Annotated in this window: 8 protein-coding genes; 5 read left to right on the forward strand and 3 right to left on the reverse strand. The window is 54.6% G+C overall.

What is annotated here, in order from left to right; genetic code table 11:
* The first annotated feature begins 347 nt into the window (after positions 1-347).
* The 4 genes from SH573x_RS12395 (at position 348) to SH573x_RS12410 (ending at position 9,783) form a co-directional block, all read left to right on the forward strand.
* The gene (locus SH573x_RS12395) at positions 348-3,950 is read left to right on the forward strand and encodes a DUF1583 domain-containing protein (RefSeq protein WP_479355451.1); all 3,603 of its coding nucleotides are present in this window, start codon (positions 348-350) and stop codon (positions 3,948-3,950) included.
* 306 nt (positions 3,951-4,256) lie between these two features.
* A complete protein-coding gene (locus SH573x_RS12400; protein ID WP_479355453.1) occupies positions 4,257-6,311 on the forward strand; it encodes a DUF1583 domain-containing protein in 2,055 nt (684 codons plus the stop codon).
* Between the two features lie 114 nt (positions 6,312-6,425).
* Entirely contained in the window at positions 6,426-8,984 is a 2,559-nt protein-coding gene (locus SH573x_RS12405) for a DUF1583 domain-containing protein (RefSeq protein WP_479355455.1), read from the forward strand.
* A 496-nt stretch (positions 8,985-9,480) separates the two neighbouring features.
* Positions 9,481-9,783 carry a DUF1583 domain-containing protein gene (locus tag SH573x_RS12410; RefSeq protein ID WP_479356719.1) on the forward strand — a complete coding sequence of 101 codons (303 nt, stop codon included), beginning with the start codon at positions 9,481-9,483 and terminating at the stop codon, positions 9,781-9,783.
* A gap of 26 nt (positions 9,784-9,809) precedes the next feature.
* On the opposite strand, the gene SH573x_RS12415 is transcribed toward SH573x_RS12410, so the two are convergent.
* The 3 genes from SH573x_RS12415 to SH573x_RS12425 form a co-directional block, all read right to left on the reverse strand.
* A complete protein-coding gene (locus SH573x_RS12415) occupies positions 9,810-10,415 on the reverse strand; it encodes an AAA family ATPase (protein ID WP_479355457.1) in 606 nt (201 codons plus the stop codon).
* A 138-nt stretch (positions 10,416-10,553) separates the two neighbouring features.
* Complete coding sequence (locus SH573x_RS12420; RefSeq protein ID WP_479355458.1) at positions 10,554-17,411, reverse strand: cadherin domain-containing protein; 6,858 nt, start codon at positions 17,409-17,411, stop codon at positions 10,554-10,556.
* Between the two features lie 435 nt (positions 17,412-17,846).
* Complete coding sequence (locus SH573x_RS12425; RefSeq protein WP_479355460.1) at positions 17,847-18,584, reverse strand: RNA polymerase sigma factor; 738 nt, start codon at positions 18,582-18,584, stop codon at positions 17,847-17,849.
* Between the two features lie 209 nt (positions 18,585-18,793).
* Here SH573x_RS12425 and SH573x_RS12430 point away from each other — a divergent pair, with 209 nt between their 5' ends.
* On the forward strand, positions 18,794-23,176 hold the full coding sequence (locus SH573x_RS12430) for a WD40 domain-containing protein (protein WP_479355462.1): 4,383 nt from the start codon (positions 18,794-18,796) through the stop codon (positions 23,174-23,176).
* Positions 23,177-23,263 lie beyond the last annotated feature (87 nt).

The following is a 23,263-nucleotide window of genomic DNA, read 5'->3' on the forward strand; positions in this document are numbered from 1 at the left end:
TGATCGATTCGTTGACTTCCGTGAATCAATTCGACCGGCGCTCGTGAAATTCTGTGCGTGAGACGGGAGTTTGGTACGACTTATTCTGTGGGCCGCGAGGCGCTGGCCGCAGGTGAATTTCAGAAAACACGTGGAAAACCAGCCGCAGATAGCGGGGGAGCTGATTTAGACATTTCATTAGCCGCCGGGCGCTTGCCCAGGTGAATTTCCTGTATTCTTGTAGCGAAAACCGGACACTCTCGATCACGTGCCGGCTGGTTAAGACAAAACCCACGGCTAGCGACTGGCGGCTCAAAGGATGGACGGTTAAGCAAGATGATCGCCGAACAAAACAAATGAATCGGACCATGCGATTTGCTCTTCTGCAGACCTGTTTTGTACTGCCGGTGCTGGTCATGGGCATGGGGATTGCGTCACGCTGCGCGCGGGCGGGTGATGGGCCGTCCATGGAGGCGACTGGAGAATTGTTTGAAGGCGAAGTGCTGGCCGACAACGTTGTTGCCATTAGAGAGGCTGCAGCCCGACTGCCGGCCGTCGATCGCTATGAGCTTCTCAAATCGCACGTTCTACCGGGGCAGTCGCATCGTGAATTTCGGTTGTTCGGAAAACTAACGCTGACAGACGCGCCGGATTCGGCGATCTCTGAACATCCGGTTGATGTTGCCAGAATGCAGGCGGGAAGTCAGCGGAATCAAAGACGAATTCACACAGGCGGTATTTTTGTGTCGCCTGTTTTTGATTTGATTGAAGCCGCGAAAGAGACGAGCAAGCTGGATGAACTTCGAGCTGCTGTTCAAGCCGTCGAATCGAATGGGGAAATTCAGCAACGATGTCAGCTTTCACTACTCGCGATGATTGCGATTGCGAAAAGCGATTCTGATGAGGCGGCTCGCATTACAGACGAACTGTATCAGCGATTCGTGAAACAGCGTTTTGATCGGCTGCAGGATCGCATGCCTGAAACACTGCTGCTTGTGATGGCGGCCCAGCGGGGTGTCTTGCTGGACGAAGCTCTACTGTTTTTGGTCAGCATTCAGGATTCACAGATACGAGCTGGCAAATCTCATGGTCCCATCGAATGGGATGTGCTGATGATTCATCTGATTGGTCGGATTCATCATCACAAGCTGCCGCAGAATCAACAGGCTCAGCCGTGGACAGCAGGCCCCGATTTGAAGACCTGGCACTGGGTGACTCGCAAGCATTCATGGTCCAACGGAGTCGGCATGCCACCGGGACATGTTCAGAGAAGTGATCGCACTGTCAATGTGCTCGCCAAGATGGATGATGAGCTCCTGTTGTTCACCAGCCCCGTAAGAGGAAACTATACGCTGGAATGCCTGTGTACCTGCTTTGGCTGGAAGGAAATTCATCCTCTGATCAACGGCGGTTGGATCACGCCGGTTTGGCATCACGAATCCGTGCAGGCTGGCGAACTGTTCCGAGTTGATCCGGAGATCGCATTGCAACCGAAGCTATCGCGAGTCGACAACTGGCTGCGCTATCGAGTCGACCTGCGAGACGGCGTTTGTTCTCGCTATCTCAACAGTCGCCTGATTTCTCGCACGGTACTTCCGAAGGAGCATGATCCGTGGATCGCCATTCGCAATCCCAGCAGCGGCGTTGGCAGCATTCGTGATGTTCGCATCACCGGTGCCCCGATTGTTCCGGAAGAAGTGCGACTTTCGGAACTGCGGTCCAGAGCCAGAGAGACGACCGACAAGCTCGCAGATCTTGCCAACGAATCGACCTCGCTTTCGCCAAGACCAATTTCAGATCTTCCTGGCTGGATCACCTGGCATGAGGATCCGTGGACTCCGGACAAGCAATCGTGGAAGCTGGAGCAGGACTCGTCCGGAGTTACGCAGATCATTGGTAATCACCGGCCGGAGCTCTCTGGCACAGGCGCTGAGCGAATGCTGCGGTACATCTGGCCGCTGGTCTGGAACAGCGAAGTTAGCTACGAGTTCTATTACAAGACTGGCAAAGCAATCGTGCATCCTTCACTCGGACGCCGTGCGTTCCTGATCGATGGCGGAGCAGTCAGGCTGCACGATACAACCAACGGCGTTTGGGAGAACTCAGGACTTGACCCGCACCATCAAGCCGCGGTGGGCCGCCTTGCCGGAGTGGATTCCCTGCCGCTCAAATCCGGCGAGTGGAATCGAATGGTCGTTCAGATCAACGGCGACATACTTCGACTTCGGTTGAATGATGTGTTGATTCATGAATCAGAGATCGCTGCGACGAATGATCGTTCCTTTGGTCTGTTCTACTACTGCGATCAGACGGAAGCTCGTATTCGAAATATTGTGCTCAAGGGCGATTGGCCGAAGTCTGTTCCTCCCGTCGCTCAGCAGGAATTGCGTGGGACTGATACCGACGCGTTGGATCGTGAACGTGAAGCACTGGCCGAGTCCTTTGAGTTTGATTTTACGAGCGCGACAGAGGTCCAGCGCAAGACGGCCTTTACAGACTACGTCGAGGGGCAGTCGTCCAATGCTCTGTTTCCAGTCGGCTTGCAAATGAGTGGTGCCGCTGGGCCCCGAGCAAATGCAGATTCGATCACGCAGCCCCGTATTGGGATTTCGGGCGACTTTGATGTGATCGCCGAGTTCGCCGATTTGAAGCTCAAAGCTTCCGACAACGGCGCGGCGGCGATTTACATGGGTCCTCGAATGATTCAAGGGCAGTTTGAAATGCACATGCTGTTTCGAGGCATGATTCAACATCCTGATACACCACTTCGAGAAATCACGCAGGTGGAGATCATCAAATCGGGAAAAAACGGGCGAGGCTTTCAGTACCCCGCCATCTACGCCGACGAATGCCGCTCAGGGCGCCTGCGTGTTGCTCGGCGGGGAAAGATGTTCCATTACTTAGTCGCGCCGCTGGATTCGGACAACTTTCGTCTGCTGCATTCGATGGAGGTGTCTGATATACCAATCCTGCCCGGAAATTTCGTACTGCGGATCAGCTGTTATTCTTCAGGTGTTGAATCTTCGGAAGTGAGCGTCGTCTGGAAGAAGATGTCCGTCCGAGCAGAGTCGATTGAGAACGCTCGGACGTCGACAGCCAGAAATTTGTACCTGCTCGATCTCAGGAAAGCTGGTACTGTACAGAAGGACGAAACGAAAACGAAAGCGGCAGTTGAATCCATCAGGCAACTTGCTGCAGCTGACGAAACGTACATGCAGATGAAGTGGCCGACGTGGTCTCAGGATGGCAAGTTTATCGTTTATGAAATGAACGATGGCAGGTATTCGCTGCTCACAAAGCTGACGATTAGCGACTCTCAAGTGCGTTCATTTGCCATTGGCACTTTGCCAAGCCTTTCACCAGACGGCTCGCAGCTGTTAATAACGAATGAAGGCGGAGGCCTGTCCATTGTTCCATGGAACATCGTCAATGGTGCTGCTGGCCAGCTTGCTGTTCGACAACTTGATCAGAGCGGCATCAGCGGCACGTGGTCCCCGGATGGTCGCTTCATTGCCTGGATCTCTAACAAACGCATCGTCGTGCATGATGTGAAGACCGAGCAGCAGCGCACGATCCCTGCGGACGACCAGCCATCACAATTCCGCTCGATCGAAAAAGGGCTCGGGTGGTCTCGAGACAGCAAGTCGCTGGCGTTCAAAGCCAAGTTAATGAAGGATGAAGGGGATGCCGTCGTGATCGTCGCCCTTGATATCGATAAACCTGACAAAATGAATGTGCTCTACAAGGGAGTTCGGCTGCATTCCGATGTGTCATGGCATCCGGATGGAAATCAGATATTGTTCTCGGGGCTCGATCCTTCCATCGGGAGACCGCAGATGTTCATCGTCAAACGCGATGATCCCGAAAAAATCTTCCCCGTTCCCGGCCAGCCACGCCAATGGCGAATTATCGATTGCGACTGGTCGCCGGATGGACTCAAAATTGTATTCACGGCAGAACCACCGCCGTGAACTTTACTAAGCACGTCAGGGCTGTTTTATTTAACCCGTGGCCGCAGGCTAGGCGAACCCGCTAACCAGGCTGGCCTTTAGCTAACCGCTGGTATTTGTGGACAAACCTCAACCTAATCGCATTTGTAGGTAGCTGAATACAAATAACTCCGGCTGCCTAGCCTCTGCGGCCACGGGTTAAACAAAACAGCCCTGCGTCAGCTCATGAACCATCCTTAAGTCCACGCCATTCGGGCTTGCCCCCTTGGAGAGCTGGTGCACCCATTAGATTCCGTGATGAACCATTCTTTGAAAGTCCTTTCCTAAATGCGAATCACTTTCCACTCACTTATTCTCGCGGTTGTTCTGCAGTTTCCGGTGGCAGCCCAAACACGCGTACCTGCGGCGCCGGTGGCGCAAACAGCGACTTCGATCAACAAAGCCATTCTCGATGCTCTGCGAGAAGATGATCTCTCGAAAGCCTTCAAAGCTCTGGAGGCCTTGGATCCCCAGACCGTAAACACTGAGGATCCGTTCTTTGCTCAATTGTCCGCAGCCTCTGGTGGTATGCACCGAGCACTGACGCAGCTCGGTACTGATCAGCAGTACGACTGGCTTCGAAAATGGTCGATCCCGAAAGACACAGCCAAGCCTGTGCGAGTACTCATGTCGCTCGTGCCAGAGATCGCTCCTCCGATGGAATTCGCACGAGCACTCGGCCAGCGACCGAAGAAGGAATCGTTTGCGATCGCGACGATCGGCGAGATCCCGGGACTCTTCTGTTCCGCATGGACCATGGTTGTGGCTGCAGACGAAGCGGGTAGTCTTCGTCAGTTGATCACTGAACTGGAGGCTCTGGCCGCCAAGAAAACAGCCCATGCGGATTTCGTTCTCACTCTAGCAAAAATTCGGGACACGCGTACAACCGACGCAGAGCTGATTGCCAAGCTAACGACTCGAGTCGCTCCGGAAGGAGACAACGGCGAACTCACGGCTCTGCATGACGCAGTGCTTGTGTCCGCCGCGATGACGCGAGCCGGTCTTGGGCCCGTATGCGAACAAATCACTGAGCGTTTGAATCAGTTCGATTTCACCAAGGCGACTTCGCCGCATGTGTCTTTCCTGAGGCGGTTGCGAGCGATTGTGATCATGAAAATTCGCAGCCCGGAAACAAATCCGGCGACAGTTCTCTACGAAACGCCTGAGCTGTGGGTCGCAGCCGATGATCAAAAGCATGACGGATCTTCCACGGGGTCCGATCGCGCAATCTGGCTGACACATGAAGATCACATTAAGCGACTGTCTGGGCCCGGCGACGATCTGCTACTGCTGAAGTATCCGCTCACTGGAAACTTTGAGTTCAAAGGTGAAGTCGCCGCCATGGACCACGGCGGCGCGGGGATGACATATGGTGGACTGAGCTTTGATGCGGATCCGACTCTCTTCACCGTTCGCGACGTTCAACGCGGCTACTTTGAAAAACGACAATGGCCGTTTGTGGCACCGAAGGAGTTGCGGATGTTCAATCGCGTTAACATTCGCGCCACACCAGAGAAGATTACCTTCCTGTCAAATCTGCATCCCGGCTGGAATGGAACTCCGGCGACATGCGCGGGCAGCCCGTGGCTTGGTCTGCATGGGTTTGGCGATGGACGGGTTTACTACCGCAATCTCGAAATCGTTGGCGAGCCCGTGATTCCTGGCGAAGTCCGCCTTGCCGACAGCAGCGACCTGCGTGGCTGGACGGCCGCGTACGGCGAGACAGTTCCAAAAGCCGTTCAGCCGTTTCTACCTGGACCGGCGGTGAACGGCCCGGTCGCTCCCGAAGCAACGGACTGGAAAGTCGTCGACGGCATTCTGCATGGTCGAATGGCTGCCCTACCAGAGGCGAAGAAGGTGGCTCAAAGTCATTTGACCTACATGCGGCCATTGCTTGAAGGTGAATCCGTGAGCTACGAATTCTTTCAAGAAGACGGCAAGACAACGGTTCATCCAACTCTAGGTCGACTGACGTTTCTCATTGAATCTGGCGGCGTGCGCATGCACTGGCTCACGGACAACGACAACGAATGGACGGGACTTGCTGCAGATAACGCCATCGTCGAACCGCTCAATCGCCGAGGTCCTCGATCCCTGCCGATCAAAAATGCCGCCTGGAACAAAGTCACTATGAAACTGACGGAGGACAAGATCAGCCTGTCGCTCAACGATGAAGAAATTTGCCAACGACCAGTCGAAGATGTTTCGAATCGCCACATCGGCTTTTACCACGATCGCAACGAGTCTACGGTTCAGATTCGCAACGTCGTCTTGACCGGCAGCTGGCCGAAGCAGTTGTCCGTCGAACAGTTGCAGAAGTTGGTGGCGCTGGGAGGTCCATAAACGCATGGGCGGATTGGAGCTTGTAGCGGAATTCGTGAGAATTCCGTGCGCAGAGGATTTCTGACGAAATCCTCGACGGCAGTTAGTAACTCCCCAACGTTTGCTGGAGGAACAATGCAGTATCAGAGCCTTCACTTGTTCGCAATGATATGCCTCCCGGTGTGTTGCAGCTTTCATGTTAACGCGGGCGAAGCAAGACCCGCTGCCGGAGCTTTGTTCGAAGAGACCGTTCTCGCGGACAACGCCACTGCGGTTCGCAATAGGGCCGCATTGCTGGATGATGCAAAGCGATTCGACTTGCTGTTGAATTGGGTGCTGTCGTCGGAAGCCCTCGCATCGATTCGTATGCGAGGCGACTTTACGCAGACAGACCCGGCGCCGATCAACAGAGTCGATTCGTCGGAAGAACATGCATCAGGGGGACGAATCGTCTCGCCTGTCTTCGACCTGTTGGACGTAGCGAAGCGGTTGCATCATCTGGATGACCTCGTCAAAACAGTAAACGCCATTCCGGAGCCTGAACTGGAAGAACAGCAGCGCGCGAAGGCGGCGCTGCTGACTTTGCTGCATTTGGAACTCGGAAATACGGACGACGCTGTCAAATCAATTGATCGTCTTTCACAGCTCGTGCGAAACTCGAATGCGAACAAGGCATCCGAGATGTGGCCGGAGACGCTCGTCGTCTATCGTTGTGTGATCCGAAACCTCAAAGAGCCAGGAATTGAAGACCTGCTGGGGTTCCTGTTTGCACAACGCACACAGCGCGATATTCCCGATAACTCACTGGCGTGGCACAGTCAGATTGCGGCGCTGGCGGGACTGAATGGTCATCGTGAAGCTGGTGCGCCAGTCGATGCCGCAAAGGCGGCCTGGGAACTTACGCAGTGGATTCCGATCAGCCTTCGGCGAGCTCAGACGCGAGGGCAGTGCCTTGCGGCCGCTCGCTGGGCTCGCGTGGGTTCACAGGTCGAGAAGTTCACTGGACATAATGACGATTACCTTTTCTTTCGAAGTCCTTTGGCTGGCAACTTCGAAGCGCAGTGCGATGTGTCTGCGTTTTCGATGCAGGCGATGACCACTGGGACGTTTCTTGGCAACGACGAGGACCGTTCGCATCTTTGGCAGGGAACTTTTCGAAACAGCGCCAGTCGCGTCAAAAGCGATCTCAAGTTCTCCGGATTTGATCAATGGATCCATCATCGAAGTGTTGTTCGCCACGACATTTGCACAGCCAGCCTCAACGGGCTGGTCGCATTGACTGACCATCCGGCCACTCCGCTTGATCCGTGGTTTGCCGTTCGGTGCTGGTGGCGAATGCATGCTGCAGCGCGAGATATCAGGATTTCTGGTAACCCTATTATTCCGGAAGTCGTCGAACTGTCGGCCGTACGCGACCTGCGAGGTTGGTATCCGTACTATGAAGTGTCTGCTGGTACTCCGGGCGCAGTCTGGGAACATTTGCCGGATGAGGATTCGTCCGGCCAGATCGTTGGGCATTTCGGCGCGCCTCCTGGGTCGTTCTGCGAGAGTCTGCTGGCGTACCAGCGGCCCTTGGATTCCGTGGGATCGATTGACTACGAGTTTTTCTATGAGCCAGATAAGACCGAAGTTCATCCGGCTCTCGATCGGATGGTGTTCTATCTGCAACCTGATGGAGTTCGCATCCACTGGCTGACCGACGGACCCTTTGATCGAACAGACCTTAGCCCCGAGAACATGTCAGACGTGCGGCCGCGATCCAATGCGCCGGCGCCTTTACCGTTGAAGCCTGGCGCGTGGAATCAACTGAAGATTGAAGTGAACGCGCAGCATGCGATTCTGCACCTGAACGGGCAACCAATCTGCCGCGCCGATATCGATGCAAGGAACGACCGCGTGTTCGGCCTGTTTCATTTCGCTGATCAGACCGAAGCCAGAGTCCGCAATGTGAGGATGCGTGGAAACTGGCCGCTGGAACTTCCCGCGCCGAATCAACAGGAACTCGCCGACCCTCGGCCCAAGCAACTCGACGAGGATCTGTCGGAGCTGAAGCATGTGTTTACTCATGATTTTGCACAGGACGGACTCCCCGAGCGTTTCTTTAGGACGGGGAATAACCAGCCGGCTGGAACTGTCGATGCCGGCAGAGGTGGACTGACCATTCAGCGTCCCGGCGGCGGCCCCTGGTTTGATACGTTTGTTAACTTGCCGTTCCTAGTCCACGGTGATTTTGACATGGAGGTCGCCTTCACCGAATTCCATGCGATCGGCGACGAGTTCGGCTGCATCATGCTGGTGATCGAACTGGATGACGACAAACGACGTCAGTGCCGCATCCTGCGGATTCGTGACGAACTCCAGCGACAGGAACTGCACTCGTCACTTTCAGAAATTCATCAAGATGGCGGTCGTTCGTTTTCCGCACGCCCACCAAAAAAGACAGAAGCCACCGCTGGTCGCATGCGAATGGCTCGCCGCGGGACGAGGCTTTATTACCTGTTCGCCGAAAACGACTCCTCCGTGTTTCGAGTGCTGGAAACCGAGGAGATCTCGGACAGTTCATCAGTCGCGGATGGTCTTCATTTTCACACGATGTGTGATGGCAAGGGCGAGACAAGCGTTGTGTGGAAGTCGATCACGGTCAGAGCAGAACGTCTCACTTTGACGCCTGACCTCGCGAAACAAAAACCATGACACCTGAAAATCGGGGTCAGGTCTGAATTGCAGTCCGAAAACGTACAAGTCGTGACCTGACCCTATTTTCCTATGCTTGTTCCCGGTTGCCGAAACGATGCCCCGACTTTCAAAAGACAAAAGACAGCCTCACGCAAAGGCGCGTGGGCGCAAAGAAGTTAACGCAAGCATCTTTGCGCCTTCGCGCCTTTGCGTGAGATATGCGATCTAGTCCGCCCCCTATCTCGAAAACGCTGCAACCACGCCAGCGCTGACACTGACCGCAGACCCAATACCACGCTTCTAGGAACGAACAATGTTCGGCTCACTATTCATCGATAACCGTAAAGGCCCTGTTGTGCCAGCTATGACCAGCGGTGGGCACATCTCGTTGCAAACTGCTGCAACTGGCACGAACTACACAGAAAAACGGGGTCAGGTCTCAATAAAGGGGGCAAATCGAGACCTGACCCAGACCTGACCCCAATTTCCGGACAACGACAACGAATGGACGGGACTGGCTGCAGATAACGCCATCGTCGAACCGCTCAATCGCCGAGGTCCTCGATCCCTGCCGATCAAAAATGCCGCCTGGAACAAAGTCACTATGAAACTGACGGAGGACAAGATCAGCCTGTCGCTCAACGATGAAGAAATTTGCCAACGACCAGTCGAAGATGTTTCGAATCGCCACATCGGCTTTTACCACGATCGCAACGCGTCTACGGTTCAGATTCGCAACGTCTTCTTGACTGGCATCTGGCCGAAGCAGTTGTCCCTCGAACTGTTGCAGAAGTTGGTGGCGATAGGAGGTCCATAAACGCATGGGCGGATTGGCGTGTGTCATTAACGCGTGATGTCTCCGCCCCCAGGTGCGACGCCATTACCAATTTGAGCAATCTGAGCGTCCTGTGTTCGGTCTTGGAAGTTGAGGATTTCTTCAATCGTCAAATCATGACGCCAATGCTTCATCCAATTCCGAATCATCGAAGCTGGAACGCGATGCGTGTATTTTGTGCTCGCTGACAGGCTTTCAGCCCACTTGTCAAACAAAGTATCCGACACGTGATCCTTATACTTGAGCAGGACCCGCAACTCCTGCCACCAATTCGAATCAGGTTCTGCTAAGTGTAACTCGTAACCATGCCGCAATGCGTACTCGGCAAACTCGCGAGTCTCAGCGTTCAGCCCATTTCCGCGATCGATTACAATGGGCGAAATGTTATCGGCGATCGCATCGCACAGCCTCGAAAAATTCCACTGACGAGCAGCAGGGAGCATGTCTTTATCAAAATCGTAACTGGTCTTATCGCTGCCAACTTGAGTGTAGAAGTACTCGTCAGTCTCCAGTACGATTCCAGAATCCCCAGCCAAGCGTTTCGCACGATGGCTTTTGCCGCATCCAGGTAGTCCCCGCATCAGATAAACAATTCCCTTAGCACTAGTGCTCATGCTGTCATCAATTCTCTTTTGCGTGGGAAGGCGATTCGATGAACACTCAGTTAAAATCACAAACACTCCGGACCAATGAACCAGTCCGGAGTGTTTTGCTTTGTTGCGGATCAACTCTTCCTACTGAATGTTACATGATCAAAAGTCGGTATCGCTCCAAAGCTCACTAGCGGCTTTATCTGTAACAATATCCAAGACGCCTCCGTTGTCGGCAACGCTGTTGGCAAAGAACCAGTCGGTTCCCTGGCCTCCGGTCAACGTATCGATATCGTTGTCATTAAAAACAGTCTGGTTCGGACCATCATTACCATCCAGACGATAACCAGCAGTGAGTCCTGTTCCGTTGGTGATGTTCGCTTGTCGCGTGGCCATGCTATTACTGCTGGTCCACTCCTTCATGATCGCGGCAATTGCGGCATTGTTGTTGTCCCAGTTCGTATATCCAGCAATCAAGATGTCTTCATCTTTGTCGCCAATAATCCGGTCGGCGCCCATTCCTCCGATTAGCAAGTCACGTCCATCACCACCTTCGATCAAGTCGTTGTCCGCGCCGCCTAGCAAGGCATCATTGCCTTTACCACCTTTAATGGTATCGTTTCCGGCACCGGCTTGGACCGTGTCGTCGCCATCACCAGCATCGATTCGATCGCGACCGCTACCTGTGATGATACTATCATTGCCTTTTCCAGCATCGACGTCGTTATCTCCGTCCCCGGCATTGATCGTATCATTTCCATCGTCGCCGCGAATCTTGTCCTTACCGCTGCCAGTGCTGATCGAATCATCACCTGCGCCGGCCTGGATGTCATTGTTGCCATTGCCAGTGGTAATCGTGTCGTTGCCCTTACCTGCGTCGATATCGTTGTTGCCGATCAAATCGGTGATGTTGTCGTCTCCACCGCCACTCCAAATCTGATCGTCTCCGGCACCGCCGTCTATGGTCGCTGGGATCATGACTTTCTTGTTGACGTGCAGATGATCGTTACCGCCACATCCGATAATCAGAATACTGGTCACGTCGCTCAAGTTGTACGTAAATTGATCGGCTCCGCCATCTGAGCCACCGTCTGAGCCACCATCTGAGCCACCGTCTGAGCCACCATCTGAACCGCCATCTGAACCGCCGTTGGGCGAGTTGAAATTGGCCATAACTTTCAATGTTCTATCGGCCCCGCCGTCCGAGCCGCCATCGCTACCGCCGTCAGAACCTCCAAGACCAACATGGACCACATCACGGCCGCCAGTCCCGATGATTTGTAACTGGCCATTGTGCAGGCCGACCCCACCGATTGTGGCCGTGGAAGTCCGTTGCGAGGTGCCGCCGTCATCATCGGTGAGTGTCACTGTAATCGTGAAAATACCACCGGTCGCGTAGATGTGATTTCCGCTCACCGAACCGCTACCGCTGCCCTGAACGACGGCCCCGACCGTGGTAATCCCATCGCCCCAATGGATCGACACCGTATGTGTATCGAGCAAACCGATGTCGGTAAACGCAGCCGCAATTGTGACTGCATTCATACCCATAAACGCATTACAGGCATCCGGCGAACTGTTTGTTAGGCCAGCGAGGACTGGATTAATATTGTTGACGGTGATTCCCACCGTAGAACTGGCCGAGACTCCGCCATCATCGTCGGTGACCGTCGCGGTAATCGTATAAGCATCGCTGGCCGTGCCGGTGGGATTATCATCCAAGTATTGATGCGTGGCCGTAAAGGTCCCGCTGCCATTGCCTTGAACGACCACAGATGCCGAAGAGACCTCGCCATCACCCCAGTTGATCAGCACGGTGTGCGTATCTTGTGAGCCCACATCGGTAAAGCTGCCGCTGATGGTTACTGAGCCATTCTCATCGATTACCGCTGAGTCGACACTTAAACCAGTGATCACCGGCGCGACGTTATTGATTTTGATCTCGAAGCTCTGTTGTGAAGTGCCTCCCAGCCCATCGCTGGCCTGAACGGTGATCGTGCGTGTGTCAGGGCCGTCCAACAATGCCCCATTGGCTACGGTCACGACACCGGTCGACGAATTGATGGCAAAGCGGCCACCGTCGTCGTTGATCAGCGAATAGGTCGGCGTGTCCCCATCGAGATCGCTAGAGAAAGCGATCACGCCTACCGTGGTGCCACTCGCAGCCCCTTCTTCAACCTCGTTGACAGCATTATCAACGTCTGCCGGATCGGTCGGCCTACGATTGACGATCAGAACGACATCGTTTTCATCCGTCCCGGCGTGATAGAAGATGTGGAACACGGTACTGCCAACGGTGAAGGCCTCACCGTCGGACAACCCAGCGAAGTTGCCGGTCACGCTCGAGCTGATGTCGACGTTATTAACAATCACGAACTCGTCGCCGGCCACCGGCGTGAAACCCAAGTTGACGTTCAGCGTCGCGTCGCCCAGGTCGACAATCTTTGCCGAGCCTGTGACCTGCAACTGATCGTAACCAACCAAAGCGGCCCCTGCGGTCAGCCCGTTCAGTTCGACCGAATAGGCATCGCCGCTGGTGAAGGACACGTCACCCTTAACGATCAACTGGCCAGTTGCGCCCGGTCCAGCCGGCGCCACTTCACCGTTAACGATGACATCGCTACCGGCAAAATTTGTTCCAGCTTCCGATTCTCGAATGAATCCCGTCGGTGCCGTTAACGTGACGACTCCTGTTCCGGCATCGATCCCGGTCGCCTGGATGCCCGCTGCGCCACCCGAGCCGGTACCTGTCACCGCGATATTGCCGCCCGCACTTGAAACACTGGACGAACTCACGAGAACCCCTTGGCTGACGCCAGCCCCGCCGTTGCCTTCAAGCAGAATATCCCCCGTGGCACTGCTGATACCAGCATCAAAAAAGATGATTCCTGAGCTACCGGCGACACTCGCTTTGCCATTGATCTCCACGTTGCCCGAGCCGGTTGACGTAATATCTGCACCATTCGACATGACCACGCCATGACCGCTGGTGCCTCCTCCTCCAAATCCCGTGATGATGATCGGGCCGGACCCGGTTGAAGTCACCAGGCTCGTCAATTGCAAGTCCACACCATCCTGGAAATTGCCTGTTGCGGTTGCGCCGCCTGTACCCGTGATCTGAATGGTTCCCGACGAAGAAGACGACACCTGGCCACTGTCGAAAAGTTGAATCCCAGCATTCGAAGAGCCACCCACGCCGCCCGTGCCGGTCAGCGTGATGTTGCCGGAACTGGTAGATGAGATAACTGCCGATGCCGTTATGGCGATGCCGCGGTGGAAGGTTGTCGCAGTGTCGTTGCCCCCCTTGCCAGTGAAAACGATGTTGCCCATACCTGAGGTCGTTACGAGCGCGCCGGCCATGAAAATGCCACTAAAGTTGCCCGCAGTCGTTCCCGCCGAATTGGCCATGAGCGTGATGCCGCCATTCACCGTGACAATGCTACTGCCGGAGCTCATCGCGATATTGCGATCGGCCGTCAGACTAACCATTCCCGCGCCACTGGTGGAGACGTCCGAAGCGGCATTGGGAAGATTGATCGCGTCGGCCGAGCCGGTCAGATTTGCGCCAGATACCAAGTTGATGGTTCCGTTGAAGTTCAGCGTGTCGAAGCCCGCTCCGCCGTTGACAACCAGTCCCGCTGGCAGCGAACTCCCCAGTGTCCCGACGTTGACCACATCGTCGCTACCAAAGGTATTCAAGATCACGTTTCCCGAAAATGCCGATAGCGGCACCGTGACCGTATTGGTGCCGTTGCCGCTCGCTCCCAGGATGCTGGTAGCAATCCGTTTCACCGAATCGGAGACGACTAGGTTGCTGCCAACGATTGAGAGGGTCAGATTGTCGGCGGTATCCGCGCCATCGGTATCCTCGATCAGCAAGTTCGTTCCGGAAAGGCTGACCGTGGTCGTGGTCAGGTTGATCGTGACAGTCGCCGTGTTGGTGCTGTTTGCCTGGCCGTTGTTGTCATTCACGCTCACGCTCAGATTGAACGTTGGATTGGTCTCAAAGTCCAAAGCCGCCGTGTTCGCCACCGTGATGACGCCCGTTGTTGGGTTGATGGCAAACGCTCCGCTGGTGTTGCCGCTCAAGATACTGAAGGTCAGGTCGGTGTCGATCGTGTCCACGTCGCTGGCCGATACCGAACCCACGCTCGTGCCGTTGTTGGTGTTCTCCGGCAGATTGAACAGATACGGAGCCTGGCCAAACGTCGGTTGATCATTTCTACCCGAAATGATGACCGTCACGGTCGCCGTGTCGAAGCCGCCATTACCGTCACCGATCTGATAGCTGAACGTGTCGCTAGCAGTTTGGCCGAAAGCCAGGTATTCGAACTGGCGGTTCGGATCGTAAGCTAGCGAGCCGTCGCTTTGTACGGTCAGCAACGCACCGGATCCCAACGTGGTCTGGTTGCCCACGTTGGAGGTTGACCCATTGACTTGGGTTACCGTCAACGGGTCACTGTCAACATCAAAGTCGTTTGCCAGTACTCCCACCGAAGCGAGCACCTGAACCTCTGCTAACGATAAGACGCCATTGCCTTCGTTGTTGTTTCCCAACAGTTGTACGCGGACACGGTCTCCATTCGCACCGCCTGGAAGTGGAATGGTAAGACTGCCGCCCTGCGCCACCGACCCGGAACCCACAAAGAAGTTCTGGCCGAACACCTCGGTGGCACCATCGAAGACAGAGACTCGGAAATTAGAGAGCCGAAGGCCGCAACAATCGCCGCGATTGTGCAACACAACCCGTTGCAAAGCGTATTGGTTGTTCAGGCTGACTTCCCAGTAGGCGTTCGAAGATCCATCCGTGTGCGTTACCGAACCGCTTCCATAATTCCCGTTCGTGTTGCCATCGATGGCCCGGCTGGCGGAACCACCGAAAGCCGTGCCCGACTGGGTGGCGATTCCCGTTAGTGCCACGTTCGTCAGCGTCGCAGCGTTTAAGTTAAGCACTTCATCCTCCGACGTGGTGAACGCATCGTCATTGGCCACCGGTACGTCGTTGACCGGTACCACGTTGACGATGTTGGACGAAGTCAGCGAGAGGACGGGGGCTCCGGGCATGCCGCCGTATTCGACCACGAAGCCCGCGGGAACGAAGGCTCCGCCGCCGCCGACGACTGCCAAGTCGTTCCAACTGCCGCGCGGGCCAATCGCCGTATTGAAGATCATGTGTCCATAATCTTCGTCGCCCAGGTTGTTGGGCTCGCTGCTATTCCAATTGGCGTATTGGCCTCCCACAGTAGCCCCACCGGTGCCGCTGGAGGTGCCCAGCCAGAACTGCGTGCCAGCTTCCGGCCCGGTGACCCAGCGCCACACGCCTTCCACTGCCGCATCACTGGCACCAATCCAGCCCACGCCTTGCAGCTTCGAAGCGGCAAACTGGTTTTCCACGGCAGAGGTGATAGTGGCCAAATAGCCCGGCAATCCGAAGAACGTTAGGTTGCTAGCGGTGTTCTGGGCGACATCCCAACGTATGGCGGGTGCCGTGACAAATTCGTAGAAATGCCCGTTGTCGGGATTGGCTAGGGCGGTGGAAAGCGTGAAACTCACAGTCCGCGGCGCGGCGTTCGGTGCCTGGCTGGTATTGCGATAACCAACCGACCGCAGAGCAGTCTGGTAGTTGGCCACCGAAGTAATGCCCGTCAGCGTGAGCACACCACTGGACGAGTTGTAGCTGCCGCTGATCCCATTTTGGTTGGTAAATTCCAGCAGGTCCTCGCCGGGCATGAAATTGCCTGTGATGATCGCCGAGGCCCCGTTCAACGTTGCGCCGGCATCGACATCGATGATCGTCAAGTTCGGATCGACCGGCTGAGCAAGGGCGTCTTCGACATAGGTTGCTGGCACGCTGCCACCGGTCAGCACCGGCGCGTCTTCGACGCTATTGACGTTGATCGTGATCGTGTTGGGGCTTTGGTCGAGGTTGACTCCACCATTGGCCGTGCCGCCGTCGTCTTCCACCTGGAAGGTAAAGCTGGTGTAGGGAGCGCCGTTTCCGTTAGCAGCCGGATCGAACGTCAACTGGGCAGCGTCAATCTGCGCCTTGGTTACGAAACCGCCCGCCGAAAGTGCCATGCCGTTGAGTTTCAAGGTACCAGCGGCTGGCAACGTCGTGATCTTGACGCCGTTAAAGTTATTGGACGGCGTGTCGAGCGGATCGCTGAAGCCGAAATCGGCCGCTGTGAATTCCAGCGTCGAGTCTTCCTCGGTCGTCAGCGTCTTGTTCGCACCCGCAGGCGCATCGTTGACAGGCGGGACGCCAAAGAACTCGATCTCGGAAAGCTGAAAAAGGTCGTTGTTCCCTTGGACGGTACCCATCGTCCATATCCCAGTCGCTGTGGTAACCATGCGAAAAGCGGTGAAGGGTTGGCTGGTCAGAAAGGCGTCGCCGTCAGCCGGAGAATAGCGATTGACCTGCAGACGCGACGCCCAGTCGCTGCTAGCGACGGAGTGGTTGTAGATGGTCGTCCAGGTGCCGTTCAATCCGGATGTCGTATCGTTGGATCCTTCGATTTTCCAGACCCTTGGATCCCGTCCGGGAGTGTCGTCGGCCGACGAAATGGTGAATGACGTCAGCACCCTGGGGCCAATTGTCGTCCTGAAATCTGCGCCAACAATCATCGGTTGTAATTGGTCTTGTGCAACCGGAAAGCCCCACAAAGCCTTTTCATGGGCCCCAGTCCCGACAAGGTTGTCAAAGACGTTGAACGCTCCCTGATAGGAACCGAAATACGATTTTGTATTTGAGAAGAACACCCCGTCGAAACCGGCAAGATTGGACGCGGGGTTGTATGACCCTTCCACACCATTGTTGCCAATATCGGTGAGATCATTCCCCACCAACGCACTCGATCCGATTCCGAGTACCGTGGCCAGCAACCGTCGATCTTCCAGCGACTCAAAAAACGCTTTTCTCTTGGCGGCTCGAGACTTGGATCGGAGAATTGATTTGCGGGCACGCCAACTGGATGGAGCCAGAGTCGCAAGTAACTTTGTTCCAAATTGGCTGACCTTCATAGTTTTTTGTCTTCGTGTGAGAGTTTGATTAACACGGCTTGGGAAGCCGAACTTGCGAGCGGTCCTGAGTTCAAAACAATCGCTTCAGGTGTTTAATGGAAGACAATTCCGCTAGCCTTCAAACCTTTTCGAAAATTTTTTAGCTTTGGCTCCAGAAGTTGCAACTATCAACCAGAAGCTGTTCAAAAGCCGCTGATGTGCGGCCTCGCAGCAAGTTGTGTATCACGCTTGGGAAGTGCGCTGCGCGCCTAACCGCGGATCTGCGTTGATGAGAAGAAATGGCAATGAAAGTCCCCGTTCCCAGGTAACGGACGGAGTTCTAAGGAAGCAACCCCCACGTTTTTCAATATGAAATTGAAGTGCGAGTTAAAGAGAGACGAGGGCTAATTCTTTCCCTCAAAGGCTAGTGTGCAGATTGGCATGATCAACCAAACATCACCCGTTGACGATCTCTTCCAGCTTGTCACGAATGGCTCGGCGATATCGCTCAATGGATGACGGAGCACAATCCAGAGCTTCTGACAACTCCGTATTGGACAGGGACTCCGACGTGATCAGCATCAGTACTTGCCGGGGTTTTTCGTCCAGTCGCTTGACCAGTTCAGAAAATAAACCCTGCACATCTGAGCCCAGTCCCCGCAGCATTTGCTCAAGATAGGCTTGTTCCGGGACCGTCAGCAAAGCAGACTGTTCGTCAAGCCAAATCGAATCCGCTGTTTCCCCTGCATATTCTTGGACGGATGAAACAGATTGCGACCAGTCCCGGTCATCGTTGAGTTTGATATGGCGTTTTTCTGCGAAGTGATATTTCCTTCGGTCACGGATCTTGCCGATCACAAATTTTTGGAGCAGGCTGCCAAGCTCTATTTCTCCAAGGAACTCGCAGGTTCCCTCGCGAAACCGCAGGCAGATCGACTTGACGGCGCTAATCGCGACATCTTCGTAGTCGTCCATCGGACTCAGGGCCTGCATCCTGAATCGGGCCATTTCAAAGGCCTTCGGCAGCAGGTACTCAGCGATTTTGTTGAGGGCCATCTCATCACCCGCACGCGCCTCCACAATGATTTGATGGAGAAATCCGGAGTTACCTCGTTGGAGATGTGACATGCTGGAAGAAAATTTGATGAAATGCAGAGGAAGCGTATTCTTTTCCAAAGGTTCTTCTGCGAGCATTCCATAGTAGGGAGGGAAACACGTCATTGTAGTCCTCTGTCATGTCATCGTCTTACCCCCATTGGCAATAAACTTTTAAGAAGATAACGACACACTGAGTCCCGAACCGTAACATTGGTGCTTCGGCGTCGATCTTAACGCGGGCGTCCCACCATCGCCATTTCCCTTAACCAATCCAAAGTCACTCCGCCGATGAAATCCCGCCAACTGTGAAACCTGAATCCGAAGATAGACTGATCGACCAGTTTGAAGATGACATCAAGAGAGGGGCATTGCCAGACATTGAGAACGTCTTGGCTCAGTTACCGGAAAATTCAAAACAGCGGATTTTGCTGGAGCTGATTTCCGTTGAAATCTTCCACGGAATCAGAAAGGGGCGGCAGGTTGGCAATGCGAGTTATGCGAGGTTTGGAGAAGAGGCTGTAGCTCACGCCAATCAAGTCCGGGAACAGTTCATCAATTCGAAAACAAACCCGGGAGCCAATAGGGATCCTCTGACCAGCGGCTCTCCATTTCCTGCAAGTTCTGGTATTGGTAACTCGGCACTGCTGACATTCGAAACAATTGGACCGTACAAGCTCATTGCGCAACTTGGCGTTGGCGGGATGGGAACCGTGTGGCTGGCCGAGCAGGAAAGGCCGGTCAAGCGACGCGTGGCACTCAAGTTGATTAGGTCTGAATTACCTACCAAGGAGGTCTTGGCACGCTTTGATGCTGAAAAACAAGCACTGGCGATGATGGCCCATCTTAACATCGCCAGAGTAATTGACGCGGGACATACGGACGAGGGGCGCCCGTACTTTGTGATGGAATTCGTTGATGGTATTCCGATCACAAAGTATTGCGACAGCCATCGACTTAGTATCGTTGAAAGGTTGAAGCTCTTTGTGCCTGTTTGCAAGGCTATTCAACACGCGCACCAGAAAGGGATCCTGCACCGCGATCTTAAACCATCCAACGTTCTGGTTGCGGACATGGATGGTGTACCGGTTCCCAAAGTGATTGACTTTGGCATGGCGAAAGCGGTTCAGCCCGATCTCAAGCTTACAGATCATACGATGCACACCGAGTTCGGCAGTATCGTCGGAACGCTGCAGTACATGTCGCCCGAGCAAGCTGAACTGAGCTCCGTCGATATCGATACGAGAACCGATGTCTATTCTCTCGGCGTGATGCTGTACGAACTGCTAAGCGGTACTACACCCTTGGACAAAGAAACGCTGGGCAAGAACGCGTTATTGAAATCACTGCAGATCATTCGCGAGAAAGATCCGCTCAAGCCAAGTAGTCGACTTGGTGCGTCGTCCGGTGAGGCGACGACGAAGGTAACCGAAGTACGCAAAATCTCATTGGTCAAGCTTCAGAAGATCCTCAAAGGTGACCTCGATTGGGTGGTCATGAAAGCACTCGAAAAGGAGCGAACTCGACGATACCAGTCGGTTGATGATTTTGCAGACGACATTTCCAGCTATCTAGCTGGCGACGCAATTCGGGCCCGCCCTCCTTCGACCTGGTACCAAGTTCGGAAGTTTGCGAACCGACATCGCGGCCTGGCTGTTGCCCTACTAGCGATTGGTGTCACGCTGATTGTTGGAATCATCGGAACGACTTACGGCATGCTTCAAGCGAACCAAAAAAACCAACTTGCGGAACGCAAGTCGCAAGAAGCGTTGGAAGAACGCGCCAATGCCGTCGATGCAGAAGGAAGAGCTATTGTAGATGCTCAACGTGCACGCGATGCCGAAGCGGAAGGAAAGTTTCAGCTTGCGGTCGCCAGGTACGATGCTGATCGAGCAGTGGAGGCTCGAACGCTGCTGCATGAGATCCCAAAGGAAAACCGCGACAACTTCGAGTGGCACTATTGCGCCAGGCGTTTTCAGGGGAGCAACATTACCTGTTACGGACACACAAGCGATGTGGTCGAAGTCGCTTTTACTCCTGACGGAAAGCGGGTGGTTTCGGCAGGCAAAGACGGGGCGATGCGATTATGGGATGCAACTACCGGAGAGCAACTCGGCTCACTTAAAGGGCATAAGGGACGCATCGACGGTCTTGCCGTTAGCCCGGATGGCTCCTCAATTGCGTCGGCCGGGAGTGATGCAAAGGTCAGGCTGTGGGATGCAAAGTCAGGTGACATCATCCATACAATAAGTGGACATCTAGGTGCTATTAACGGGCTTGCCTTTAGTCCCAGCGGAGATCGAATCGCGTCGGCATCGGTTGATAAAACCGTCAAAGTGTGGAACCCGAAGTCGGGCGAGGAGATATTCACGATTACCGGTCACACGGAGTCCGTGTCGGGTGTCGCCTTCAGTCCGGACGGCAAACAACTTGCTTCGACGAGTAGTGGTGACACAACGATTCGTATCTGGGACTCACAAACCGGGGAGCAAATCAAAGTCGTCAACCATCCATATCCGGAAGTGCGACGCCTAGCGTTCAGTCCCGATGGTACTCGGTTGGCGGCCGTCACGTATAGCGTTTGCATGCTGTGGGATACGCAGACCTGGGAACATGTCGGCGGAGTGAGTCGACACAATCGAGTTGTTCGTTGCGTTGCCTTCAGTCCGGACGGAACTCAGTTGGCGACCGCGGGCGATTCTATGGAAATCAAGCTCTGGGACACTCGAACGGGCAACTTGATCAATACGCTCAATGGACACGCCAAAGCGGTATGGGGCATCGCCTTTAGTCCCGACGGGACGCGACTGGTCTCCGGCAGCAGGGACGGAACCGTCCGGATCTGGAATGCGCACAGCGATAACGACCTCACATTGGGTGGGCACGCGGGATTTGTGCATTGCGTCGCCTTTAGTTCGGATGGCAGGCAACTCGCATCGGGATCAGAATCGGTCATCCTGCGGGACGCGCAAACGGGCGATGCGAAGTTCAGGCTGAAAGGGCATACAGATAAAGTCAACGAACTGTCCTTTAGCCCGAACGGGTCGCGGCTTGCTACGGCAACAGATGATAACACGGTTCGCTTATGGAACACCGAAACGGGTGAAGAAGTCGCCGTCATGAAAGGGCATACAGGTTCGGTTACCGGAGTCGCATATAGTCCGGACGGTAAAAACCTTGTGTCGTCAAGTCGGGACGGAACGATCAAACTCTGGGACGCGCACGCACATAAGGAAACCGCCACGCTTACGGGCCATCAGGGTACGGTCTACGATGTTGCATTCAACCCGGATGGTTCGTGCGTTGCGTCCGCAGGCTATGACAATACTGTCAAGCTGTGGGACGTAGAGACCGGTACTGAAATTCGAACGTACATTGGGCACACAGGGCTCGTGAGGACGGTGGCGTTTGACCGAGCGGGTAAGCGACTTGTGTCAGGCGGCTATGACACAAAGATCCGGGTATGGGATGTTGCCTCAGGCAAGCAAATTGCGACCGCTCATGCCAGCAGTGGCGCAGTATTTGGGGTCGCCTTCAGTCTTGATGGCAAACGGTTCGCAGCATGTGGAACAGACCATTCCGTTCATCTATTCGAAACTCTGAGCGGTCAGGAGATCATGACCTTTTTCCCAGGCAAAGATGGTGTTGAATCCGTCACCTTTAGCCCTGATGGCACACGACTGGCCGCCGCCGTCGCCGGAATAGGCAACATACGAATCTGGGACGCACCACAAAAGCATGAAACCGCGATCCTCAGCGCACATTCCGATACCGTGACAAGCGTGACCTTCAGCCTCGATGGTTCACGAATCTACTCCGAGTCCGAAAATGAAAAACTGGTCTGGAATGTCGCGACCCGCGAGACGCTTCCCAATGCAATGTGGGAGCCAACGGAAGTGATCAACCACACTTCTCCCGACGGTCGATGGTTTGTGACCACCGAAACCAACAACGTCGTGCTGGTCGATCTGGAATACAAGAATGCCCCCGACGAAAGAGCAAGGCGAAAAACGAAAGCGAGCTTCGATCCGTTCCGGCATCAAGAGCAGGCGACAGCAGCCACCACAGCAAAGAACTGGTACGCAGCGACATTCCATTATGCATGGCTGATACAGAACGATCCTGATCAGGCGTCGCTTTACGATGGCTTGCAATCATCCTACGAAAAACTTGCTTCTCAGTTTGCAAACGAAGAACGCGACGTTGATTCTCACCTGGCGACCATCGTTAAGGAATCTCTCCAGTTTCCACGTGGCAGCAAATTGCCTGAAATAAGTGCGGCGGAAGCTCAAACAATGAACAATGCAACATGGCAACGAGTCAAAACTCCTGCTGCATTCCAAGAGGCACCACTGACGGATCTGCAACTCAGTCAATTCCGTGAGGTGGTTCGGCAACACCCGCGCGAAATCTACTACAACACGCTCGGCACGGCCGAATATCGCATGGGCAACTACCGGGAAGCCATTGATGCAGCCTTGAAGTCGGTGGCATTGTCGCCTCAGTCCTTTCCCGGCGATTACGCCATCCTGGCGATGAGCTATTCAAGACTTGGCCAGATCGAAGAAGCCCAGGATCATCGCGAGAAATTCAACACCGCCATGAGACTTGACGCATTCAAAGACGACAAAGAATGTATGTCACTCGCGCTCGAAGTAGAGAGCATGTTCAAATCCATTTCAACGCCCTAAAGAACGAAGAGCATGGACTCGCGATGGACCATTGAAGTAATCGGGCTGAGACAGCGAAATTCTTTGCTACGCAGGTAACTCTGGTCT

This window comes from Rania fehmarnensis (assembly GCF_056494185.1).